Here is a 20,145-nt window from a genome sequence, read left to right as displayed (position 1 = left end):
GAGGTCTTCGTTCACATATGGGGATACGTACCGGAGCCGCGAGAGGTTGTGGGACCACGCGCGCAACCTTGCGGCGCGTTCGGCCGTATCGTTCTCGGTCATGGGCGAGGAGGTCGGCGGACGACTGCGGCGGCTGCGCGCCGAACGCGGCCTCACCCAGCGCGAACTCGCCGAACCGCACTACACCGCCGCGTACGTCTCGTCCGTCGAAACGGGGGCGCGGACGCCGTCCGGCGACGCGTTGCGCCACTTCGCCGCGCGGCTCGGGGTGGACACCGGCGAACTGCTCGGCGTGACCTCGCCCCGCGACGACGTCCGGCTCGATCTGGACATCGCGGCGGCCGCGGCGGAGTTCCTCGCGGGGAACGGGTCGGCTCCCCAGATGCGGCGGCTGGTGCGGCGGGCGGAGAAGATCGGGCGCGACCGTCAGGCCGGACTCGCCTGGCTGTGGCTCGCGCGCTTCACCGAGGGCGACGCCCGGTCGCGGCTGGTGGCCGCCGCCGAAGCCGCCCTGGGCGACGACATCCCGCCGTACCGCGAAGTGGCCGCCGCGCTGCGGGCGAACGTCCTGATCGGCCGTGGCGAGCCGCACCACGCGATGCATCTGCTCCGGACGGCGCTCGACGCGAGCCTCGACCGCCATCCGCATCCGGTGCTCCTGCTGACCCTGCACGCGTACCTCGCCGACGGCAGGCTCCGCCTCGGCGAGACCGCCCAGGCCGCGCACCACGCGGGCGAGGCGCTGCGGTTGTCGCGCGGCGACGAGGAGATCCTGACCGAACTGACCGGGAACCAGCACCGGCTCGCCGAGACCTATCTCGCCGACGGACGGGTGGCCGACGCCGTCGCCGCCGTGTCGGTCCTGCACGACCTGCTCCACGAGCGCGCCCTGCGGCCGGTGCTGGCCCGGTGCCTGTTCGCGCGGGCGCTGGCCCGGCGTGCCGACGATCCCGAAGGCGCCCTCGCGGACCTTCGCGCGTCCCGAGCGGCCGTGCCCGATCACGCCGTCACCTTGGAACTCGCCGACGTCTGCCGCGATCTCGGTCGTCTCGACGACGCCGCCGCACTGCTCGCCGAAGCGGCCGAAGCCATCCCTGCGGACTCACCGCACTCCGCGTCACTCACGTTCCAGCAGGGCTCGCTGGCCCTGGCTCGCGGAGACCTCGAATCAGCCGAAGCGGGCTTCGCGCACGCCATCGACGTCGCCGCCCTCCGCGACGCCCGCGGCGTCCTGGCTGCTTCAATCGACAAGGCGGGAGAACTGCTTCGCGACCAGGGGCGCTCAGAAGAGGCCGCAGATCTGTTGCGGCGGGGACTCCTCCTGCTCGGCGCCGAGGAGGACGTTCCGAAATGACCGAAGTGGACCTGGAAGACGTCGGCGCCCGGTTGGCGAGCCGATTCGGCCCGGACGCCGAAGGGTGGCTCGCCGAGGTTCCGGCCCTCGCCGCGCGACTGGCCTCGCGATGGGGCTTCGAGCTCGGCGAGTTGTTCGAAAGCGGAGCGTCGTCCGTCGTCCTGCGGTGCCGCTGGTCCGACGGGACCCCGGCGGTGCTCAAGCTCAGCCCGGACGGGGCGCTGCTGGCCAAACAGGTCGAAATGCTGCGCGTGTTCGCGCCCTCGGGCCGGGTTCCCACCGTGCTGGCCGCCGACGCGGACGCCGGCGCGATGGTGCTGGAGGAGATCCAGCCGGGCACCCCGGCCGAAGACCTGCCGGCGGAGACCTTGCCGCGTCTATGGGGTGATCTGCTCACCTCGCTGCACGCCGTGGCCCCGCCCGCGGGCTGGCCGTCGAGTCTGCGCGGCCGGTTCGAGGAGTCCTTCGCCCGGATCGGCAAGAGGCTGGCCGAACCGGCCATCAACGCCCGGATCGGCCAGGACACCTGGCAACGCGCGATCGACCGTTGCGCGGCGCTGCTGGACACCCAGGCAGGCGTCGTACTGCTCCACGGCGATCTGCACCTCGGCAACGCCCTGGACGGCGGCCCGTCGCGCGGCCTGATCGCGATCGATCCGAAGGCGTGCGTGGGCGACCCGTGCTTCGACGCCGTGGACTACGTCGTGTCCGGCGCCGAGCACGAAGGGGTCGAGGCCCGGTGTCACGTGGTGGCGGACGCCTGCGGTCTCGACGGAGACAGGCTCTACGCCTGGAGCCGGGTGGTCGCGCCCATGTTCGCCATCTCGTTCCTCACCTACGGCGGTGCGGAGCGGGCGATCGACGAGCTGCTCGCCCTGGCTAGCTGAGGAACTCGCGCAGCACCGCGGCGACCTGCCGGATCTCGCCCGCCCGCACGTTCTCCTGCCGCGTGTGCGCCAGCGTCGGGTCGCCGGGGCCGAAGTTCACCGCCGGAATCCCGAGAGCCGCGAAGCGCGCGACGTCGGTCCAGCCCAGCTTCGCGACCGCCTTGCCGCCTGCCGCGGCGACCAGCTCGGCCGCGGCGGGGGCGCTCAGACCGGGCAATGCCCCTGGCGACAAGTCGACAACTTTGACGTCATAGCCCTCGAAGACCTCGCGAAGGTGCGCCTCTGCGGCTTCGGCACTGCGGTCGGGGGCGAACCGGTGGTTGATCGTGAGCACGGCCTCGTCCGGCACGACGTTGCCCGCGACACCGCCGCCGATCTTCGTGGCCTGCAGGCCTTCGCGGTAGGTCAGGCCGTCGATGTCGACCACGCGCGGCGTGTACTCGGCCAGCCTGCGCAGTGGTTCGGCGAGGCCGTGGATCGCGTTGACGCCCATCCAGCCGCGCGCGGTGTGCGCTCGTACGCCTTCGACGCGGATCTCGATCCGCATCGTGCCCTGACAGCCACCCTCGATACCGCCGTTCGACGGCTCGCCGAGGATCGCGAGATCGGCGTGCAGCCACTCGGGCAGCTCGCGCTCGATACGGCCGAGACCGTTCTTCGTCGCTTCGATCTCTTCGCAGTCGTAGAACACGAAGGTGACGTCGTGCTTCGGCTCGCGCAGGGCAGCCGCGAGGTGCAGGAAGACGGCGTCGCCGCTCTTCATGTCGACGGTGCCCAGACCGTGCAGGACCTCGTCGTCACCGGTCCCCTCACGGCGCACCGGCATGTTCTCGTTGACCGGCACGGTGTCGAGATGCCCGGCCAGCAGCACCCGCGAAGGGCGGCCGAGGTTCGTGCGGGCGAGGACCGCGTCACCGTTGCGGATCACCTCGAGATGCGGGGCCTGCGTTTCCAGCGCGGCCTGCACGGCGTCCGCGACGACCTTCTCCTCTTCCGAGACGCTGAAGATGTCCACCAGCGCGGCGGTGAGGTCGACGGGGTCCGCGTGCAGATCGAGCGAAGGCATGCCAGCACCGTACCGGCGGAGCCGCAGGGCTACCGTGAAAGGTGTGCGCATGAGAACGATCTTGGTCGCCCTGCTCCTGGTGGTCAGCGGCTGCGGGGCGAACGAGGTCCCGGTCACCGTGAAGCCCACCCGCAGCACCGGGCCGGACGTGCTGCCGATCAAGCTCAAGGCGCTGACCACGGACCGGTGCTACCTGGCGCCGGGAACCGAATCGCCCAAGGGCTGCCAGAAGTACGTCACCGAACTCTCCGGCGCGGCGGGCAACGTCCGCAAGCGCAGGCCGGACCTGGTGCCGAACGCCGAGGCGCTCGACCGGCCGATCTCCGTCTTCCGCACCACGAACTGCCAGGACCAGGCGGCGCCCGGCGGGCCGTGCACCCAGGCGCTCACCGACATGTCGGCGGCGCTGACCACGGTGCAGAGCCTCGTCGGCGGTTGACGCAGGTCACTGGGTTACCGTTCAGGGCGTGAGCGAGCAGACCCCTGATCCCGAAACGACCGGCGCCACCGGCGTCGGACTGGCCACCGTCACCAGCGACGGGACGGTGCTGGACACCTGGTTCCCGCTGCCCAAGCTGACCAGCGGCACCGAGGGCAAGGCCGGCACGGTCCGGCTGACCGCCGAAGAGGCCACCGAGGCCCTCGGCGAGGCCGCCGCCGCCCAGCTCGGCCCGGACACCGATCGCGGTGTCGAGGTCGTCGCGGTCCGCACGACCATCGCCCGTCTCGCCGACGCCCCCGGCGACACGCACGACGTCTACCTGCGCCTTCACCTGCTGTCGCACCGGCTGGTCCGGCCGCACGGCGCGAGCCTGGACGGCATCTTCGGCCTTCTGGCGAACGTCGTGTGGACCAACCACGGGCCGTGCCCCGTCGAGGGCTTCGAGGCGACCCGGCTGCGGCTGCGGGCACGCGGCAACGTCACCGTCTACAGCGTGGACAAGTTCCCGCGGATGGTGGACTACGTCGTGCCCACCGGCGTCCGCATCGGCGACGCCGACCGCGCGCGTCTCGGCGCGCACCTGGCCAACGGCACCACGGTCATGCACGAGGGCTTCGTCAACTTCAACGCCGGCACGCTCGGCGCCTCGATGGTCGAAGGCCGCATCTCGGCGGGCGTCGTCGTCGGTGACGGCTCCGACGTCGGCGGCGGCGCGTCGATCATGGGCACGCTGTCCGGCGGCGGCAAGGAGACCATCTCGATCGGCGAGCGCTGCCTGATCGGCGCGAACGGCGGCGTCGGCATCTCGCTCGGCGACGACTCGGTCGTCGAGGCGGGCCTGTACGTCACCGCGGGCACGAAGGTGAGCTTCGAGGGCAAGGTCGTGAAGGCACTGGAGCTGTCCGGCATCTCGGGCGCGGTGTTCCGGCGGAACTCCGGGACCGGCGCCGTCGAGGTCGTCGCGCGCACCGGCGTCGGCATCGAGCTGAACGCGGCCCTGCACGCCAACTGACCTGCGGTCGCGCGTGACATGAAAGGCCCGTTACTTGCAAATTTTGCAAGTAACGGGCCTTTCATAGCGTCCGGTGCCGCTCTCACGGCCTGGACCACCTTGCCGGTTCACCTAGAATTCATCTTGTGACAGCCGAGACCCTGCCGCGCAAGAACGTCCCTTCGACCACTCCGGCCGCGCTCGGGCTCGGCGACCGTCCCGCGAAAGCCGGGCCGGACGATCCGGCGGCCACTCACGTCCGGGTCAAACTCGACGTCGAGATCCGCGCGCTCCTCGCGCACGAGCCCGGCACCAAATCCGGCGCCGACCCCGAAGATCTGCACCAGATGCGGGTCGCGCTGCGCCGGATGCGGAGCGTCCTCAAACTCTCGGGCCGCCTCGTCGGCCCGGACGCCGAGCCCGTTCGCGCCGAACTCGGCTGGCTCGGCCAGTCGCTCGGCGACGTCCGCGACTTCGACGTCCTGATCGGACATCTCCGCGAGGTCGTCGCCGAGTTCGAGGTGCGCGACCAGCCCGCCGCGCGCCGCCTGGTTTCGAAGTTCGTCACCGACCGCGGGGTCGCGAAACGGCGGCTCACCCGCGCGCTCGCCAGCCCCCGCTACGCCTCGATGCTGCAGGACATCGGCCGTCTCGCCCGGCAACCCGCCGCCGAGGAACCCACGTCCGAGGCCGCTCCCACGTCGGCCGACCTGGTCGCCGGTCTCGCGAAGCCGCATCGAAAGCTCGCGAAGGCCGTGAAGGCGCTTCCCTCCAACCCGCCGGATGACGACCTTCACGCGCTTCGCATCTACGGCAAGAAGCTGCGCTACGCAGCCGAGATGGCGAAGCCGGCCGCGAAGAAGAAGCAGGCGGCGAGGATCCAGCAGCTGATCAAGGCGACGAAGGACCTTCAGACCGTTCTCGGTGACCACCAAGACGCCTGTATCGCGGCCGATCGCATGCGCGACGTGGTGAGTTCGGTCGATTCCGAAGTCGCCTTCATCGCGGGCCGGGTCGCGGAGAAGGAGTTGCTGCGCCGGGCCGAGGTCCGTGCCGTGTGGCGCGATGTCTGGGCGGAGGTCGACGCCGCCGCTCAGGCGGTGAGCCCGCGGATGTAGCCGTCCGGGCGGATCAGCACCTGCCGCCCGTTCCCGGCTTCGTACGCGGCGAAGGCGTGCCCGCCGACGTCCTCGAAGTCCTCGTCGGACAGCGTGCTGCCCGCGGGAAGGATCCGGCGCGCGCCTTCGGGAGCGGGACCGTCGCCGAACACCAGCACCGTCGCCCGCGGGCCGCGCAGCAGCTCGAACAGCCGGACGGGCTTGCCGTTCGCGTCCTTCAGCGGCGCGTCCGGCGCGCGGTCACCGGGCCGGATCCGGCCGGTCGCCTCCGGCGCGAGCGGGCCGCCGCGGTAGCCGATGTCGAGCTGGCGGGTGTTCTCGCCGCGCTCGAAGGCGTCGTCCGCGCCCTCGGTGTACTTCTCGAGGATCTCCGTGCTGATCTTCAGTACCCGCGCCGCGACCCCGCGCCGCTCGGGCTCGTAGCTGTCGAGCAGCTCGCGCGACCCGTCGGCGAGTTTCCAGCCCAGGTTGTACGCGTCCTGCACGCCGGTGTTGAGCCCCTGCCCGCCGGTGGGCGGGTGGGCGTGCGCGGCGTCGCCCGCGAGGAACACGCGGCCCTCCCGGAACCGCTCGGCCAGCCGGATGTTCGGTCGCCACACCGTCGACCAGGTCAGATCGTGCAGGCGGACCCCGCCGCCGGACAGCGCGTCGAGGTGGGCCTGCAGCGTACCCAGTGACGCCTCGACCTCCTCCTCGCCGAGCGGCGCGCCGAACTGGAAGTGCGGGACGCCGGGCAGCGGCGTGAGCACGATCCCCGCCATCGGGTCCTCGGGCTTCGCGAACCAGTGCCCGTACGCGCGATCGAGGCCCTCGGCCTGGACATCGCCCAGCAGCATGCGGATCGATTCGTCGGTGGTGCCCTCGAACGCGATGCCGAGCGCCTTGCGCACGAAGCTCTTACCGCCGTCCGCGCCGACGAGGTAGTCGACCCGGATCCGCTCGCCCGGCAGTTCCGCGGTCACGCCATCGGCGTCCTGCTCGAAGCCGGTCAGCGGGGTGCCGAGCTCGACCCGGACCCCGAACTCGGCGAGCCGGTCCCGCAGGATCCCCTCGGTCCGCGACTGGCCGAGGAAGTAGCTGTTCGGATAGGGCACGTCCGGGGTCGGCTCGGTGAGCTCGGCCATCATCCGCTCTCCGACGACCTCACCGCCCAGGTGGATCTTCAGGGGCACCGGCGCCTGCCCGGCGGCCAGCACCGCGTCCAGGACGCCGAGGTCTTCGAAGACCTCCAGCGTGCGCGGCTGCAGACCATCGCCGCGTGAACCCTCGAAAAACGTCTCGGCCTTCTCCACGATCCGCACGTCGACACCGCGGCGCGCGAGGTCGATGGCCAGCGTGAGCCCGGTCGGCCCCGCCCCCGCGATCAGTACCTTCATCATCCCACCTCCAGTGAATTGCGATTCAGTGAATCTTGATTCACTATGACCGTTGCTAGCCTTCCGTGTCAAGGAGGTGCCGATGACGGCGACGAGCCGCAAGGAGAAGGCGGCAGAGACCGAGGCCGCGCTCAAGGACGCGGCGAAGCGCGTTTTCGCGGCGAAGGGGTACCTGAACACCAAGATCACCGACATCACGGCGGAAGCCGGACGCGCGGCGGGGTCGTTCTACAACCACTTCGCGGGCAAGGAGGAGCTGCTCGAAGCGCTCCTCGCGGACCTCGCGGCGGCGAGCGACGTCAACGCGTCCCTGCCGGAGCACAAAGCCGACTTCACCGACCCGGACGCGGTCCGCTGGCACGTCCGCGAGTACTGGAACTTCCATCGGGACAACGCCGCGACGATGCTCGCCCTGCGCCAGGCCGCGATGGTCAGCGACGATTTCGCACGCACCTTCGCGCGGTTCGGCGCCCAGCAGGCGGCCGACATCCTCGACCACCTCGGGTACATCACCGCGGCGGGGATGGAACTCCCGGCGTCGGAACGGCTTTCGCTCGCGATGATGGCCGAACTGGTCAACGGCTTCGCGCACACGTGGCTGCTCGACCCGTCATCGGCTTCCGAAGAGGAAGCCATCGAGGCGCTCACGCGGTTCATCTACCGGGGGTTCACCGGCCGCGACGCGGTCTGAATGCCCCCGCCCCCAGTGCTAGGGGCACCAACCGCGCCCGACTCAGGCGGTGAGCCGCTCCGCGGCAGCGTCGATCCGCTCGTCCGTCGCCGTCAGGGCGATCCGGACGTGCCGGCCGCCCGTCGGCCCGTAGAACGTGCCCGGCGCGGCGAGGATGCCGCGATCGGCGAGCCAGTCGACCGTGTCGAGCGCGGATTCCCCGCGCGTCGACCAGAGATAGAGCCCCGCCTCCGAGTGCGAGATCTCGAAACCGCTGTCCAGCAACGCCTTCCGCAGCACCAGTCGACGGCGCGCATAGCGTTCCCGTTGGACGGCAAGGGCTTCGTCGTCTTTCAGCGCGGCGACCATGGCCTCCTGCACCGGACGCGGCACGATCAGCCCGGAGTGCTTGCGGATCTCCAGCAGGCCGGCGACGAGTTTCGGGTCGCCGGTGACGAATCCGGCGCGGTAGCTGGCGAGGTTCGCGGACTTCGACAGCGAGTGGACGGCCAGCAGGCCGTCGAGCGAGCCGCCGTGCACGGACGGGTGCAGGATCGACACGGGCTCGTTTTCCCAGCCCAGCGCCAGATAACACTCGTCGGAGACCACGACGACGTCGCGTTCCCGCGCCCATTCGACCACCTTGCGCAGGTGATCGACACCGAGCACACGCCCGGTCGGGTTCGACGGCGAGTTCAGCCACAGCATCGACGGCCGCTGCGGGCCGAGCGCGAAGGTGCTGTCCGCGCGAAGCAGGGAAGCACCCGCCATCAGCACGCCGACCTCGTACGTCGGGTACGCCACCTCGGGGATGACAACGAGGTCACCCGGGCCGAAGCCCAGTTGCCGAGGCAGCGAAGCGACCAGTTCCTTGGAACCGATCGTCGGCAGTACGGCCGCTTCGGGAACGCCCTCGACGCCGTGTCGCCGCGAAAGCGCTTCGATCGCGGCGACCCTCAGCTCGGGGACGCCGTGCGTGGTCGGATACCCCGGGATCTCCGAAACGGACGCGAGCGCCGCGCGGATGCTCTCGGGGACCGGGTCCACCGGCGTGCCGATCGACAGGTCGACGATGCCACCGGGATGCGCCCGGGCCTTCGTCTTGGCTTCGGCGAGGGAGTCCCAGGGAAAATCAGGAAGGACGACCCGGCTCATTCGCCCTGCGGGGGAAGAGCCTTGATGAAGGCGGGGTCGTGGCTGGTCTTGCCGACCTTCGAAGCACCACCGGGCGAGCCGAGTTCGTCGAAGAAGTCGACGTTGGCCTTGGTGTAGTCGTTCCACTCGTCGGGGACGTCGTCCTCGTAGTAGATCGCCTCGACGGGGCAAACCGGCTCGCAGGCACCGCAGTCGACGCATTCGTCCGGGTGGATGTACAGCATGCGGTCACCCTCGTAGATGCAGTCCACGGGGCACTCGTCGATACACGCCTTGTCGAGCACGTCGACGCAGGGCTCGGCGATCACGTAGGTCACTGCGCACTCCTGCTTTATCTCTGCTTCACCAGTCTGCAACGGACATTACGCGCCCACGGGCGCGACCGGCCCGCTTAGGCCACCCTTATCCGTACCCCGGGTATGGGCTTTCAGCGGTCTTTCCGGCGAGGCGGCGGAGTGGCCCTGCTGTCCCCAGTGATGACGAACTTCGGCGCGGCGGGTTTCGCCTTTTCGGCGTCCGCCTTCTCGACGGCGTTCTCCGAGCCCAAAGCCCGGTTGAAGCCGTCGGAGATCTCGCGGACCAGGTCTTCGTTGTGCCGGTCGTCCTTGCGCGCGATGCTCATCGGGTTCCTCCCACTGCCTTCCTTGTCACAATCTAACCGTGAACACTGCGGAAATGCTCGAGCTCGCCTGCAGCCAGGCCTGGACGCCCCTGCTGGAGAGCCGGATCGGCGACTGGAGGCTGCGCTGGGCGGACGGGTTCACCGCCCGGGCGAACAGTGCCCTGGCGATCGGTGACCCGGGAAAACCCCTGCCAGAGGCCCTGCGGGCGGTCTGTGACTTCGCGCACGATCATGCCATCCCGCCCGTCGTGCAGGTGATCCAGAACACGTCCATCGAAGACGAAATTGCCGCGAACGGCTGGGTCCAGTATGTGGAACACCGCCCCGCGCACGAGGTTCGCCTGATGACGGGCCCGCTCTCGCGCGGGACCTCGGCGGGAGCGGTGGTTTTGGACGAGCCGACGCCCGGATGGTGGGAACTGACGACCGGCAGCGCGGAGCCGGCGGACGGGCCGCGGCACGTTCTCGGCACCGGCAAGATCGGCTTCGGGGTCGTGGAGCTGGACGGCGTCACGGCCGGGGCGGTGCGCGGCGCGATCGTCGGCGAGTGGCTGCACGTCGCCCGGCTGGAGGTCCGGGAGGAGTTCCGGCGGCGGGGGCTGGCACGCGGGCTGATGAACGCCGTGGGCGCCTGGGCCGCCGGTCAGGGCGCGAACGGGATGCTGCTGCAGGTCGCGGTGGCGAACTCCGGCGCGCTGAAACTCTACGAAGACCTGGGCTGTACGGAGCACCACAGGTACCGCTACTGGGCCCCGGGTGCGGACGCGTGCGAGGATCGCCCGTCGTGAGGGTCGTCATTTTGGTCGGCGGAGTGGGCGGGGCCCGCTTCCTGCTGGGGGTCAAGCAAGCACTGGGTCTGCCCGCGATCGGTTCCGCCCCGGAATCGCCGCACGAGGTGACCGCGCTGGTGAACACCGGGGACGACGTGTGGATGCACGGTCTGCGCATCTGCCCGGACCTGGACACCTGCATGTACACCCTCGGCGGGGGGATCGACAAAGAGCGCGGATGGGGCCACTCCGGCGAGACCTGGACCGTCAAGGAGGAGCTCGCCGAGTACGGCGCCGAGCCGACCTGGTTCGGTTTGGGCGACAAGGACATCGCGACGCATCTGATCCGCTCGCGGATGCTGCGCGCCGGCTATCCGCTCTCGCAGGTCACCGAGGCACTGTGCGACCGCTGGCAGCCGGGCGTGCGCCTGCTGCCGATGTCGGACGACCGCGTCGAAACGCATGTCGTGATCGACGACCCCGAAGATCCGGACCAGCGCAAGGCCATCCACTTCCAGGAGTGGTGGGTGCGCTATCGCGCCGAGCCGAAGGCGCACTCGATCATCGCCGTCGGCGCCGACGAGGCCAAACCGGCGCCGGGTGTGCTCGACGCGATCGCGGGCGCCGACCTCGTGCTGTTCGCGCCGTCCAACCCGGTGGTGTCGGTGGGCACGACCCTCGGCGTCCCGGGAATCCGCGACGCGCTGCGGAAGACGCGCGCCAAGGTCGTCGGCATCTCGCCGATCATCGGAGGGAAGGCGTTGCGCGGTATGGCCGACGCGTGCCTGAGCGCGATCGGCGTGGAGACCTCGGCCGAGGCCGTCGGGCGGCATTACGGCTCCCGCAAGGAATCCGCGGAGGGCGTTCTCGACGGCTGGCTGGTCGCCGAGGGCGAGACCGTGGACGTGCCGGGAGTCGCCGTCCGCGACGTCCCGCTGCTGATGTCCGATGTGGACGCGACCGAGGCGATGGTGCGCGCCGCTTTCGAGCTGGCCGGAGTTTCCGTTGACTGACCACGCTTCCGCGAAGATCGAGATCCTGCCGGTCGAAGGCCTCCCGGAGTTCCGCCCCGGTGACGACCTGACCGGGGCCTTCGTCGGCGCGGCCCCGTGGCTGCGCTCCGGCGACGTCCTGGTCGTGACGAGCAAGATCGTCTCCAAGGTCGAGGGCATGCTCATCCGCGTCCCGGCCGACCCCGAAGAGCGTGACGCCGCCCGGCGCAAACTCGTCGAGGACGAGTCCGTCCGCGTGATCGCGCGGATCAACCGGACGGTGATCACCGAAAACCGGCTCGGCATCGTGCAGGCCGCGTCCGGGGTCGACGCGTCGAACGTGGCCTCGGGCGAGGTCGCGCTGCTGCCGTCCGATCCGGACGCCTCCGCGCTCGCACTGCGGAACGGCTTGCGCGAACGGCTGGGCGTCGAGATCGCCGTCGTGGTCACCGACACGATGGGCCGCGCGTGGCGGGTCGGGCAGACCGACGCCGCGATCGGCTCGTCCGGCCTGCGGGTGCTGCATTCGTACGCGGGCGAGATCGACGGCCAGGGCAACGAACTCGCGGTCACCGAGGTGGCGATCGCCGACGAACTCGCCGCCGCGGCGGATCTGGTCAAGGGCAAACTCGGCGGGACACCGGCCGCCGTCGTCCGCGGGCTGCGCCTGACCGACGACGGGTCCACCGCCCGCAAGCTGATCCGCCCGGTCGAAGAAGACCTGTTCCGGCTCGGCACCAACGAAGCCCTCGCGCAGGGCCGCCGGGAAGCGGTACTCGCGCGCCGCTCGATCCGGTCGTTCACCGACGAGCCGGTCGATCCCGAGGTGCTGCGCCGCGCGGTCGGGACCGCGCTGACAGCCCCCGCGCCGCACCACACGAAGCCGGTCCGGTTCGTGTGGCTGCGCGAGGAAGGCTTGCGCCACAAGCTTCTCGACGCGATGAAGGCGTCTTGGCAGGCCGATCTCGAAGGCGACGACTTCACCCCCGAGCAGGTCTCGAAACGCCTCAGCCGCGGCGACATCCTGTACAACGCGCCCGAGGTCGTGGTGCCGTTCCTCGTCGCCGAGGGCGCGCACACCTACCGCGACGACCGGCGGAACGCCTGCGAGCACACGATGTTCACCGTCGCCGGTGGCGCCGCGGTGCAGGGCCTGCTGGTCGCGCTCGCCGCCGAAGACCTCGGCTCGTGCTGGATCGGGTCGACCATCTTCGCCGCCGACCTCGTCCGCGAGATCCTCGGCCTGGACGCGCGCTGGGAACCGCTCGGCGCGGTCGCGATCGGGCACCCCGCCGCCCTGCCGCCCGCGCGCGGCCCCGTCGAACCCGGTGAAGGACTTCTCGAACTGTGACCCTGCACGAAGACACCGTGTCCACTTTGTCCCGTTGGCGACCGGCGGACGCCGCGCAGGAATCCTTGCGCCAGGCCTATTTGGGCTTCCTCGCCGCCCGCGACGACGTCTGCCGCCGCGAATGCGCGGCCGGGCACATCACCGCGTCGGCCGTCCTTCTCGACGCCGACGCGGAGAACGTCCTCCTCACACTGCACCCGCGGGTCGGGCGCTGGCTTCAGCTCGGCGGACACTGCGAGCCGGAGGACACCACGCTCGCCGCGGCCGCTTTACGTGAGGCACGCGAGGAATCCGGGATCGACGACCTGGTGATCGACCCGGTCCCGGTGCACCTCGACGTCCACCCGATCACCTGCTCGCTCGGCGTGCCGACCCGGCATTTCGACGTCCGTTTCGCGGTGCGCGCACCCCGGGACGCACAACCGGTCCAAAGCGACGAATCGGACGATCTTCGTTGGTGGCCGGTGAATTCCCTGCCGAAAGGGTCGGAAGATCTCGCCGAACTGGTGGAAGCGGCCCTCCCCGCGACGTCCGGCCGTTAGGGTGTCGGCTGACGTTCAAAAGGGGGAATGATGCTGACGACGCTGACGCCATACCTGGACCGGGTCCGGGTCCACAGCAGCGGGGACGGTGACGGCGCCGGCTGGGTCCTGCTGATCTTGGCGATCATCATTATCATCATCGTGGTCGTGGTGATCATCGTGAAGGTCAACCAGGCGAAGAAGCCGCCGATGACCTTCCCGCAGAACCCGAACTTCGGCGGTGGCGGCCCGGCTCCGGGCTTCCCGCCCCCTCCGCCGCCCGCCGGTGGCCCCGCCCCGCAGGGCAACTGGCAGCAGCCCGGCTTCCCGCCGCCTCAGCCCGGTTACGGCCAGGCTCCCGGCTTCCCGCCGCCCCCGGCCCCCGCTCCGATGGGTTTCGCGCCGCCACACGGCGCCCCCGGCCCCTTCGGCGCGCCCGGTATGTCGCAGCCGCCGATGCCGCAGCCTTCGATGTCCCAGCCCGGTTTCCCGCCGCCGCCGCCTCCGCAGGCCGGGCCGCCGGTCGACGGCAGCGCCGACCGCACGCAGGTCGTGTCCCGGCAGCAGCAGGCGGACGCCGGCGCCGATCGCACGCAGGTCGTCGCACCCGCGGGCGGGGACCGGACGCAGGTGGTGCCCGGCGGCGGGGGCGACGCCACCCAGGTCGTCCCCGGCGGCGACCGGACCCAGGTCCTCCCGCCCCGCCAGTAACCCGAGCAGGGAGAAGAACCGCATGGTCAGGGTCGACCCGAACTCCTCGGTCCCGCCCTTCGAGCAGGTGCGCACCGCCTACGCGACGCGGATCAACGACGGCTCGCTGCCCGTCGGGGCGAAACTCCCGACCGTGCGGAAACTGGCCGAGGACCTCGGCATCGCCCCGAACACAGTCGCCAAGGCCTATCGCGAACTCGAAGAAGCGGGCCTGATCGAGACCCGTGGCCGGGCGGGCACTTTCGTCAGCGCCGTCGGCGACGAGACCCGCGAACGGGCCAGGCAGGCGGCCGCCGACTACGCCGCGCTGACCAGGAAACTGGGCCTCGACCGTGACGAGGCGAAGGCGATCGTCGACGCGGCCCTGGGCTGATCTACCGAGAAGCAAGGCCCTCGACCCACGCCACATCAAGATGCACGACAAGCCGAAGCCGTTGCAGCCTCCGCCCGGTTGGTGATCGCCGGACCGGTTAACCTCGGGACATGGTCTTCCTTCTCGTACTCATGGTCGGTTTCCTGGTCGTGGCCGGGATCGGGGTCGGCGTCTACTTCCTGGTGAAGTCGAACAGCAAGCAGCCGCCCGCGCTCCCCCACCACCAGTACCCGCAGCAGCAGCCGCAGTACCCGAGCCAGCAGCAGCCCTACCCGCCGCAGGGCTGGGGCAACTGAGTCACATCGCGCGGTAGTCGCGGAGTTCGATCTTCGGCCCGAACCTCGGACGGCGGAATCCCGCCGTCGACAGGTAGCGCACCGCGCGCTGGCGCTGCGGCGAATACGGCGCCAGCACCTCGGACATCCCGGCGTCGTCGAGTTTCGTGCCGACGAGCGCGTGCCCGACCATCGACGGGATGTTGTAGTCGCCGAAGCTCACCGCGTCCGGGTCTCCCCAGGCGCGCTGCGCGATCTCCGACGCGGTCCAGACGCCGATGCCGGGCACCTTCCGCAGCCAGGCCCGGCCTTCGGCACCCTTGAGTTCGACGGCCTTCTCCAGGCGAGGCGCCACGCGGGCCGCGGTGATCAGCGTCGTCCGCCGTTTCAGGTCCACCCCGGCGCGATGCCATTTCCAGTCCACAATGGAGCGGATGGCGACGGGCGTCGGCGGCACGCGCAGCCGTGACGGCCCCGGCCCTGGCGCCTGTTCCCCGAACCAGCGGCACAGTTCGCTCCACGACCGCAGTGCCTCCGTGCTGGTCACCTTCTGTTCCAGCACGGCGAGCACCAGCGCGTCCCACACCCTGCCCGTCGAGCCGAGGCGCAATCCCGGATTGAGGCGGCGCGCCGACGCGACGACATCGTGGTGCGCGACGAATTCGGAGTCGTCGTCCTGCGCGCCCAGCATCGCCGGGACACCGTCGAGCAGCCTGTCCGCGCCGGGGCCCCAGGCCTCCGCCTCGATCTCGCCGTCCGCGCGCCGCAGCAGCGCGAGCGTGCCCGCACCATCCGCGGTGTTGGCGGCCAGCCAGGTGACCCCGCCCTCGGTGCGGACGACGTTGGGCGAGCGCGACCCACGGCTCAACGGACCCAGCACCGTGTCCAGGTCGAGTTCGAAGCCGGGGCGGAACAGCACACGGTGAAACTACCCGGCACTCGGCTAGGGTTGTCCGAGCCACCCGAACCGTAAGCCGATGGAGGACACCGACGATGACCGAGCGACCGGCGAAGGCCTCGATCGTCAGCGGGTACTTCAACCCGCTCCACCAGGGCCACCTCGACCTGTTCGAGGACGCGCAAGCGCGGTCCGGCTACCTGATCGTCATCGTGAACAACGATCACCAGCAAGTGCTCAAAAAGGGCAGGGTGATCCAGACCGAGGACATCCGGGCCAGGATCGTCCGCGCGCTGCGCATCGTCGACGACGTGTACGTCGCCGTCGAGCAGGGGCCGGGCATCAACGAATCGTTCGACCTGATCCGGGCGGCGTACCCGGACACGGAGCTCGAGTTCTGCAACGGCGGCGACAGGCGCAGCGTCGACGAGCTTCCCGCCGATGAGATCGAGGCGGGCGCCCGCAACAACATCGCGCTGCTCTACGGCATCGGCGGCACGGACAAGGCCGACTCCAGCACCCGGATCCTGTCGGACATGGAAGCCTGAGCTCTCCGCGGCCCGCCAGGTGCTCGCCAACATTTGTCGGACGACGTTTGCGGGTCTGCTGACGGCGGCCGCTCCTAGGGCCTACCCTGAACACAACACAGTCGGCCCTGAACCCAGAGGGCCCCAGGTCAGTCGGGAGGCCTAGGGGAATGGACCCCCGTGCTCGGGCGGACGCCTTGCTCGCACGCGCCAGCGCGCGTGGAGCCTTCGTCGTGACACCGGACAACGCGACGTCGCCGATGGACTCCGCGAACACCCAGCAGATCCCCCGATCGGTGGTCGCCGAAATCGACCGTTCATCGGACCCGGACACGACCACCCAGCTACCGGCCTCGCTGATCGCGGAAAACGATCACCCGCTGGCGGGGCCCGAACCGACGACGCGGATGGACCTGCCGCCGGCGCGGGGCGAGGGCTCGACGCAGCCCCAGCCGTACCCGCGCCGTCCCGGCATGCAGCCGACCAGGCCCTTGCCGCAGGCGACGACCCCGCTCACCCGGCGGCCGCCCGCCGCGCCGGTGAGGAGCCCCCTGATCGAGCACCCGGAACCGGAGACCGCCGAGAACGAGGTCGGCGGCCTGGTCCCGACGGTGAAGCAGAACCCTTCGGGGCGTTCGAACCTTTCGCGCCGGCTGGACGGCATCTAGCCCCTCGCGCGCGCTATGAAAGTCCCCTTCATTGCAAATTTTGCAATGAAGGGGACTTTCATAGCATTCAGGGACCCACCACATCAGCCAGCCCGGATCACCCGATCGATCTCCTGGATCGCCGCGCCCCCGCCGTACGTGGCGTTCGACAACATGGCGACATCCAGCCCCTCACCCGGATAGTGCCGCGCGAGCGAGCAGACGCCGGCGTTGCCGCCGTCCTTGTAGCAGTTCCACACCGAGCCGTCCTGCTCCAGGACGAATTCGAGGCCGAAGCCGTACCAGACACCCTTGCTGTGGAGCACCTGAGGCGTGAGGAACTCCTTCGTGCGCTCCGGCGACAGGAGTCGCTCCTCACGGATCGCCCGCAGAAACAGGACGAGGTCGCCGACGGTGCAGTAGGCACCCCCATCGGGTGAACCGATCGGCGGGTAGCTGAAGATGTTCTGCTTCCACCCGGTGACCACGTCGCCGTCGAAGATCTCGTCCCAGCCCTCGGCGACCCTCGGCTGCGGATCGCGCCGGTCGAAGAAACCCGACTCGGCCATTCCCGCGCGGTCGAGCACGGTTTCCTGGACATACTCGCGATAGGGCCCGCCGACGATCGCCTCGATCACCAGACCGGCGAGGACGTATCCCGAATTGCAGTACCGGCAGCCCTCGCCGGGCGCGAAGTTCGCTGCCCGGTAAGCGAAATTGGGCAGGTGGTCGCGCGTGTTCACGACCGAGTACACCGGCTTGTCGACCCACAGCGCCTCGTAGCTCTCGCCCGCCTCTTCGTCGGCGTCGTCGGCGATGCCGGAAGTGTGCGTGAGCAGTTGCCGCGTCGTCGCCCCGGTCGCGATCGCCGTTCCGGTGAGATCGATGATCTCGCCGATCGGACGGTCGAGGTCCAGCCGCCCCTGCTCGACCAGCTGCAAGGCGGCGATCGCGGTGATGACCTTGGTGATCGACGCGGTGTCGTACCGGATGTCGGGCGCGTTCGGCACCGACCAGCGACGGCTGGCCAAGCCGTATCCGCGCTCGAACAGCGTCTCGTCGCCGCGGCGGATCAGCACGACCCCGGAGAAGCGATCCTCACCGGCACGTTCGGTCAACCAGGCGTCCAACTCGGCGAAATCCATGCACCGACGGTAACGACGGCGGGTTCGCGAGTCGCGTGAGTTCCGTTGACCGGAACGGCTACTTCTTGCGCGTCTCCAGCTTGAGCCGCAGCGCGAGCCCGGCCTTCACCGCGAGCATGACCGGCTTCCACAGGAGGCCGCGGTGACGGTCCGCGAGGTAGCGGTACGCACTGTCGTGGTGCGCGCGCAGCATCTTCTCCGAAGCCTGCGAAGTCGAGTGCCCGCCGATGTGCATGACGCTGGACGAAGGCGCGTAAACGTTCAGCCAGCCCGCGCGGGACAGCCGCTCGCCGAGGTCGACGTCCTCGAAGTACATGAAGTAGCGCGTGTCGAATCCGTCGACCGAGTCGAAGGCCTCGCGACGGAACAGCTGGCAGGACCCCGAAAGCCAGCCCGCCGTCCGCTCGACCGGAGTGCCGGTCTCCTGCCGGTACTGGCGCGTCCACGGGTTGCCCGGCCAGATCTTGCCGAACGCCGCGTGCCCGATCCCCCGGCCGAACGACGGCAGCAGCCGGGCCGACGGGTAGACGGTGCCGTCGAGGTCGTGGATGAGCGGCCCGAACGCGCCACCGCGCGGCCAGCGCCCGGCGACCTCCAGCAGCGCGTCGAGCGAACCGGGTTCCCATTCGAGGTCCGGGTTCACCACGACGACCCAGCCATAGCTGTCGTCGAGCTCAGCGACGCCGCGGTTGGCGGCCGTGCCGTAACCGACGTTCTCGCCGATGCTGAGCAGCTTGACGTTCTCCCGGCGGGCGGCCTTCTCCGGCGCGCCGTCGGTCGAGTCGTTGTCCGCGACGACGACCTGGACGTCCCGGTCCGTCGCCTTCTCGAGCGTGTCGAGGAACTTCTCGAGGGTCTCGCCGGGGAAGTACGTCACGGTCACGACGGCGATCCCGTCGCCGTAGCTGGGGTGCTCAGTCACGCGGCCATTGTCCACCCGTCACCGAACGCGATTCCGGCCCCCACCCCCGACGCCGGCAGGAGCTGAAGGGGCCCATACCCGCATCCGACGCGGCGAAGGGCCCTTTCCCTGCATCTAACGCGGGCAAAGGCCCCTTCAGCCCGCCCGCCGCTGCGCATGCCGATACCAAGCCTTCGCGTAAGCCTCCCGATGGCGCTCCGCGGTCGTCGCCCACGAGAACTCCTTCGCCCGCAGCTGCGCGGCTTCGGCCAGTTCGGCCCGCCGCGCGGGAGCGTCGAGCAGTTCCGAAATGGCCGCCGCGACATCTCCGGCGCCGACACCGCAGTACGCGACCGCGTCCCCGCCGACCTCCGGCAGCGAAAGCCGCCGGGTCGTGAGCACACTCGCGCCGCACGCCATCGCTTCCAGCACCGGCAGCCCGAATCCCTCGCCGAGGCTCGGGTACGCGACCAGTTCGGACCCGCCGAGAAAACCGGCGAGTGTGTCGAACGGCAGATAACCCGCCCGGATCACCCGCAGCCGGTGCGGCACGGCGTCCAGCGCGCGCTCGACCTGCGAATCCCAGCCCGGCTGCCCGGCCAGCACCAGCGCCGGCGGGTTCGGCCTGCCGATCACGGCGTGCGCGAAGCCGCGGATCAGCGCCGGGACGTTCTTGCGCGGTTCCAGCGCGCCGAGGAAAGCGACGTAAGGCGTCTTCCCGAGGCCGACGGCCTGGCGCGCGGCCTCGATTTCGGCGGGGGACGGCGGATGGAACCGATCCGGTTCGACGCCGTGGTGGATGATCTCCAGTTCGGCCGTCCGCACCTGGCCGACGCGCTCCAGTTCGGCCGCCGTCGCGAGGCTCGGCACGACGCACAGGGTCGCGCGGCGAAGCGCCGTCGCGGTCCAGGCGCGGAAGAAGCGCGCCTTCACCGAAGAGTGCAGGACAGCGTCGGTGAAGAAGGTCGCGTCGTGCAGGGTCACCACCGAAGCGGCCGGGCTGGCCAGCGGCATCGTGTAGTGCGGCGAGTGGACGACGTCGGCGGCGAGCCGCCGCACCAGCCGGGGCAGGGTCGCCTGCTCCCAGGTCAGCCGGGCCGTCCTGGTCGACGTCGAGGGCGAAGTGGGCACGATCCGCGCACCGGGCGCCAGCCGGTCGTACAGCACCGCGTCCCGCGGCTGGCAGACGACGGTGATCCGCGCGCCGTCCTCGTCCAGCGCCGCGACCAGCGAATCCACGTAGCGACCGACGCCACCCCGGTCGGCCGGGACGGCTGTCGCGTCGATCAGCACGCGAGGGTCATCGCTCACCCTCGCAGGGTACGACGGCACCCCTCCCCCGCGGTGGGGAAC

24 protein-coding genes are annotated in these 20,145 nt (G+C 70.4%); 15 read left to right on the top strand and 9 right to left on the bottom strand.

The genetic code is table 11. The features are described from left to right. Window positions 1-100 precede the first annotated feature (100 nt). Both BKN51_RS39725 and BKN51_RS39720 read left to right on the top strand, forming a co-directional pair. On the top strand, window positions 101-1,354 hold the full coding sequence (locus BKN51_RS39725; protein ID WP_101612451.1) for a helix-turn-helix domain-containing protein: 1,254 nt from the start codon (window positions 101-103) through the stop codon (window positions 1,352-1,354). Beyond that, on the top strand, window positions 1,351-2,241 hold the full coding sequence (locus BKN51_RS39720; protein WP_101612450.1) for an aminoglycoside phosphotransferase family protein: 891 nt from the start codon (window positions 1,351-1,353) through the stop codon (window positions 2,239-2,241). Before BKN51_RS39725 ends, BKN51_RS39720 begins: the two co-directional genes overlap by 4 nt. Here BKN51_RS39720 and dapE read toward each other — a convergent pair. After that, window positions 2,234-3,307, bottom strand: coding sequence for a succinyl-diaminopimelate desuccinylase (gene dapE / locus BKN51_RS39715; RefSeq protein WP_101612449.1), 1,074 nt, complete (start codon window positions 3,305-3,307; stop codon window positions 2,234-2,236). The genes BKN51_RS39720 and dapE overlap by 8 nt on opposite strands. Window positions 3,308-3,356: 49 nt before the next feature. Between dapE and BKN51_RS39710 the strand changes: the two genes are divergently transcribed. The 3 genes from BKN51_RS39710 (at window position 3,357) to BKN51_RS39700 (ending at window position 5,858) form a co-directional block, all read left to right on the top strand. Then, window positions 3,357-3,746, top strand: a complete 390-nt coding sequence (locus tag BKN51_RS39710) for a hypothetical protein (protein ID WP_233223099.1) — start codon at window positions 3,357-3,359, stop codon at window positions 3,744-3,746. A 28-nt stretch (window positions 3,747-3,774) separates the two neighbouring features. Continuing rightward, window positions 3,775-4,761 carry a 2,3,4,5-tetrahydropyridine-2,6-dicarboxylate N-succinyltransferase gene (gene dapD, locus BKN51_RS39705; RefSeq protein ID WP_101612447.1) on the top strand — a complete coding sequence of 329 codons (987 nt, stop codon included), beginning with the start codon at window positions 3,775-3,777 and terminating at the stop codon, window positions 4,759-4,761. A gap of 125 nt (window positions 4,762-4,886) precedes the next feature. After that, window positions 4,887-5,858 (top strand): CHAD domain-containing protein, encoded by a 972-nt coding sequence (locus BKN51_RS39700; protein ID WP_101612446.1) that lies wholly within the window; start codon window positions 4,887-4,889, stop codon window positions 5,856-5,858. On the opposite strand, the gene BKN51_RS39695 is transcribed toward BKN51_RS39700, so the two are convergent. Beyond that, on the bottom strand, window positions 5,834-7,237 hold the full coding sequence (locus BKN51_RS39695; protein WP_101612445.1) for an FAD-dependent monooxygenase: 1,404 nt from the start codon (window positions 7,235-7,237) through the stop codon (window positions 5,834-5,836). The genes BKN51_RS39700 and BKN51_RS39695 overlap by 25 nt on opposite strands. A gap of 79 nt (window positions 7,238-7,316) precedes the next feature. Here BKN51_RS39695 and BKN51_RS39690 point away from each other — a divergent pair, with 79 nt between their 5' ends. Beyond that, window positions 7,317-7,925: a TetR/AcrR family transcriptional regulator gene (locus BKN51_RS39690; RefSeq protein WP_101612444.1), complete on the top strand. Its 609-nt coding sequence runs from the start codon at window positions 7,317-7,319 to the stop codon at window positions 7,923-7,925. Between the two features lie 42 nt (window positions 7,926-7,967). Here BKN51_RS39690 and dapC read toward each other — a convergent pair whose 3' ends face one another. The 3 genes from dapC to BKN51_RS39675 all read right to left on the bottom strand — a co-directional run bounded on the left by dapC (window position 7,968) and on the right by BKN51_RS39675 (window position 9,681). Further along, window positions 7,968-9,059, bottom strand: coding sequence for a succinyldiaminopimelate transaminase (gene dapC / locus BKN51_RS39685; protein ID WP_101612443.1), 1,092 nt, complete (start codon window positions 9,057-9,059; stop codon window positions 7,968-7,970). After that, window positions 9,056-9,376, bottom strand: coding sequence for a ferredoxin (gene fdxA / locus BKN51_RS39680; protein WP_016331413.1), 321 nt, complete (start codon window positions 9,374-9,376; stop codon window positions 9,056-9,058). The genes dapC and fdxA overlap by 4 nt, the downstream gene beginning before the upstream one ends. A 110-nt stretch (window positions 9,377-9,486) precedes the next feature. Further along, complete coding sequence (locus BKN51_RS39675) at window positions 9,487-9,681, bottom strand: hypothetical protein (protein ID WP_101612442.1); 195 nt, start codon at window positions 9,679-9,681, stop codon at window positions 9,487-9,489. Between the two features lie 53 nt (window positions 9,682-9,734). On the opposite strand from BKN51_RS39675, the gene BKN51_RS39670 reads away from it, so the two are divergent. The 7 genes from BKN51_RS39670 to BKN51_RS39640 all read left to right on the top strand — a co-directional run bounded on the left by BKN51_RS39670 (window position 9,735) and on the right by BKN51_RS39640 (window position 14,695). Further along, window positions 9,735-10,469 (top strand): GNAT family N-acetyltransferase, encoded by a 735-nt coding sequence (locus BKN51_RS39670; RefSeq protein ID WP_101612441.1) that lies wholly within the window; start codon window positions 9,735-9,737, stop codon window positions 10,467-10,469. Next, window positions 10,466-11,464 (top strand): 2-phospho-L-lactate transferase, encoded by a 999-nt coding sequence (gene cofD, locus BKN51_RS39665; protein WP_101612440.1) that lies wholly within the window; start codon window positions 10,466-10,468, stop codon window positions 11,462-11,464. The genes BKN51_RS39670 and cofD overlap by 4 nt, the downstream gene beginning before the upstream one ends. After that, on the top strand, window positions 11,457-12,794 hold the full coding sequence (locus tag BKN51_RS39660) for a coenzyme F420-0:L-glutamate ligase (protein WP_168214498.1): 1,338 nt from the start codon (window positions 11,457-11,459) through the stop codon (window positions 12,792-12,794). Before cofD ends, BKN51_RS39660 begins: the two co-directional genes overlap by 8 nt. Further along, entirely contained in the window at window positions 12,791-13,336 is a 546-nt protein-coding gene (locus BKN51_RS39655) for an NUDIX hydrolase (RefSeq protein ID WP_101612438.1), read from the top strand. Before BKN51_RS39660 ends, BKN51_RS39655 begins: the two co-directional genes overlap by 4 nt. Window positions 13,337-13,366: 30 nt before the next feature. Next, a complete protein-coding gene (locus tag BKN51_RS39650) occupies window positions 13,367-14,026 on the top strand; it encodes a hypothetical protein (RefSeq protein WP_233223098.1) in 660 nt (219 codons plus the stop codon). Window positions 14,027-14,048: 22 nt separating this feature from the next. Then, complete coding sequence (locus BKN51_RS39645) at window positions 14,049-14,399, top strand: GntR family transcriptional regulator (protein ID WP_101612436.1); 351 nt, start codon at window positions 14,049-14,051, stop codon at window positions 14,397-14,399. A 110-nt stretch (window positions 14,400-14,509) separates the two neighbouring features. Further along, window positions 14,510-14,695, top strand: a complete 186-nt coding sequence (locus BKN51_RS39640; protein WP_101612435.1) for a hypothetical protein — start codon at window positions 14,510-14,512, stop codon at window positions 14,693-14,695. 1 nt (window position 14,696) lies between these two features. On the opposite strand, the gene BKN51_RS39635 is transcribed toward BKN51_RS39640, so the two are convergent. Beyond that, window positions 14,697-15,593 carry a DNA-3-methyladenine glycosylase family protein gene (locus BKN51_RS39635; RefSeq protein ID WP_101612434.1) on the bottom strand — a complete coding sequence of 299 codons (897 nt, stop codon included), beginning with the start codon at window positions 15,591-15,593 and terminating at the stop codon, window positions 14,697-14,699. A 74-nt stretch (window positions 15,594-15,667) separates the two neighbouring features. On the opposite strand from BKN51_RS39635, the gene BKN51_RS39630 reads away from it, so the two are divergent. Beyond that, window positions 15,668-16,120, top strand: coding sequence for an adenylyltransferase/cytidyltransferase family protein (locus BKN51_RS39630; protein ID WP_020633630.1), 453 nt, complete (start codon window positions 15,668-15,670; stop codon window positions 16,118-16,120). Between the two features lie 149 nt (window positions 16,121-16,269). Then, window positions 16,270-16,767, top strand: a complete 498-nt coding sequence (locus BKN51_RS39625; RefSeq protein ID WP_168214497.1) for a hypothetical protein — start codon at window positions 16,270-16,272, stop codon at window positions 16,765-16,767. An 83-nt stretch (window positions 16,768-16,850) separates the two neighbouring features. Here BKN51_RS39625 and BKN51_RS39620 read toward each other — a convergent pair whose 3' ends face one another. The 3 genes from BKN51_RS39620 to BKN51_RS39610 all read right to left on the bottom strand — a co-directional run bounded on the left by BKN51_RS39620 (window position 16,851) and on the right by BKN51_RS39610 (window position 20,085). Then, window positions 16,851-17,891: a serine hydrolase domain-containing protein gene (locus tag BKN51_RS39620; RefSeq protein ID WP_101612433.1), complete on the bottom strand. Its 1,041-nt coding sequence runs from the start codon at window positions 17,889-17,891 to the stop codon at window positions 16,851-16,853. Between the two features lie 58 nt (window positions 17,892-17,949). Then, entirely contained in the window at window positions 17,950-18,813 is an 864-nt protein-coding gene (locus BKN51_RS39615) for a glycosyltransferase family 2 protein (protein WP_174720511.1), read from the bottom strand. 135 nt (window positions 18,814-18,948) lie between these two features. Then, on the bottom strand, window positions 18,949-20,085 hold the full coding sequence (locus BKN51_RS39610) for a glycosyltransferase family 4 protein (RefSeq protein WP_101612432.1): 1,137 nt from the start codon (window positions 20,083-20,085) through the stop codon (window positions 18,949-18,951). Between the last annotated feature and the right edge of the window lie 60 nt (window positions 20,086-20,145).

This window comes from Amycolatopsis sp. BJA-103 (genome assembly GCF_002849735.1).
GTDB lineage: Bacteria > Actinomycetota > Actinomycetes > Mycobacteriales > Pseudonocardiaceae > Amycolatopsis.
Note: the sequence above shows the minus strand (reverse complement) of the source record. Positions and strands in the feature narration are given on the sequence as shown.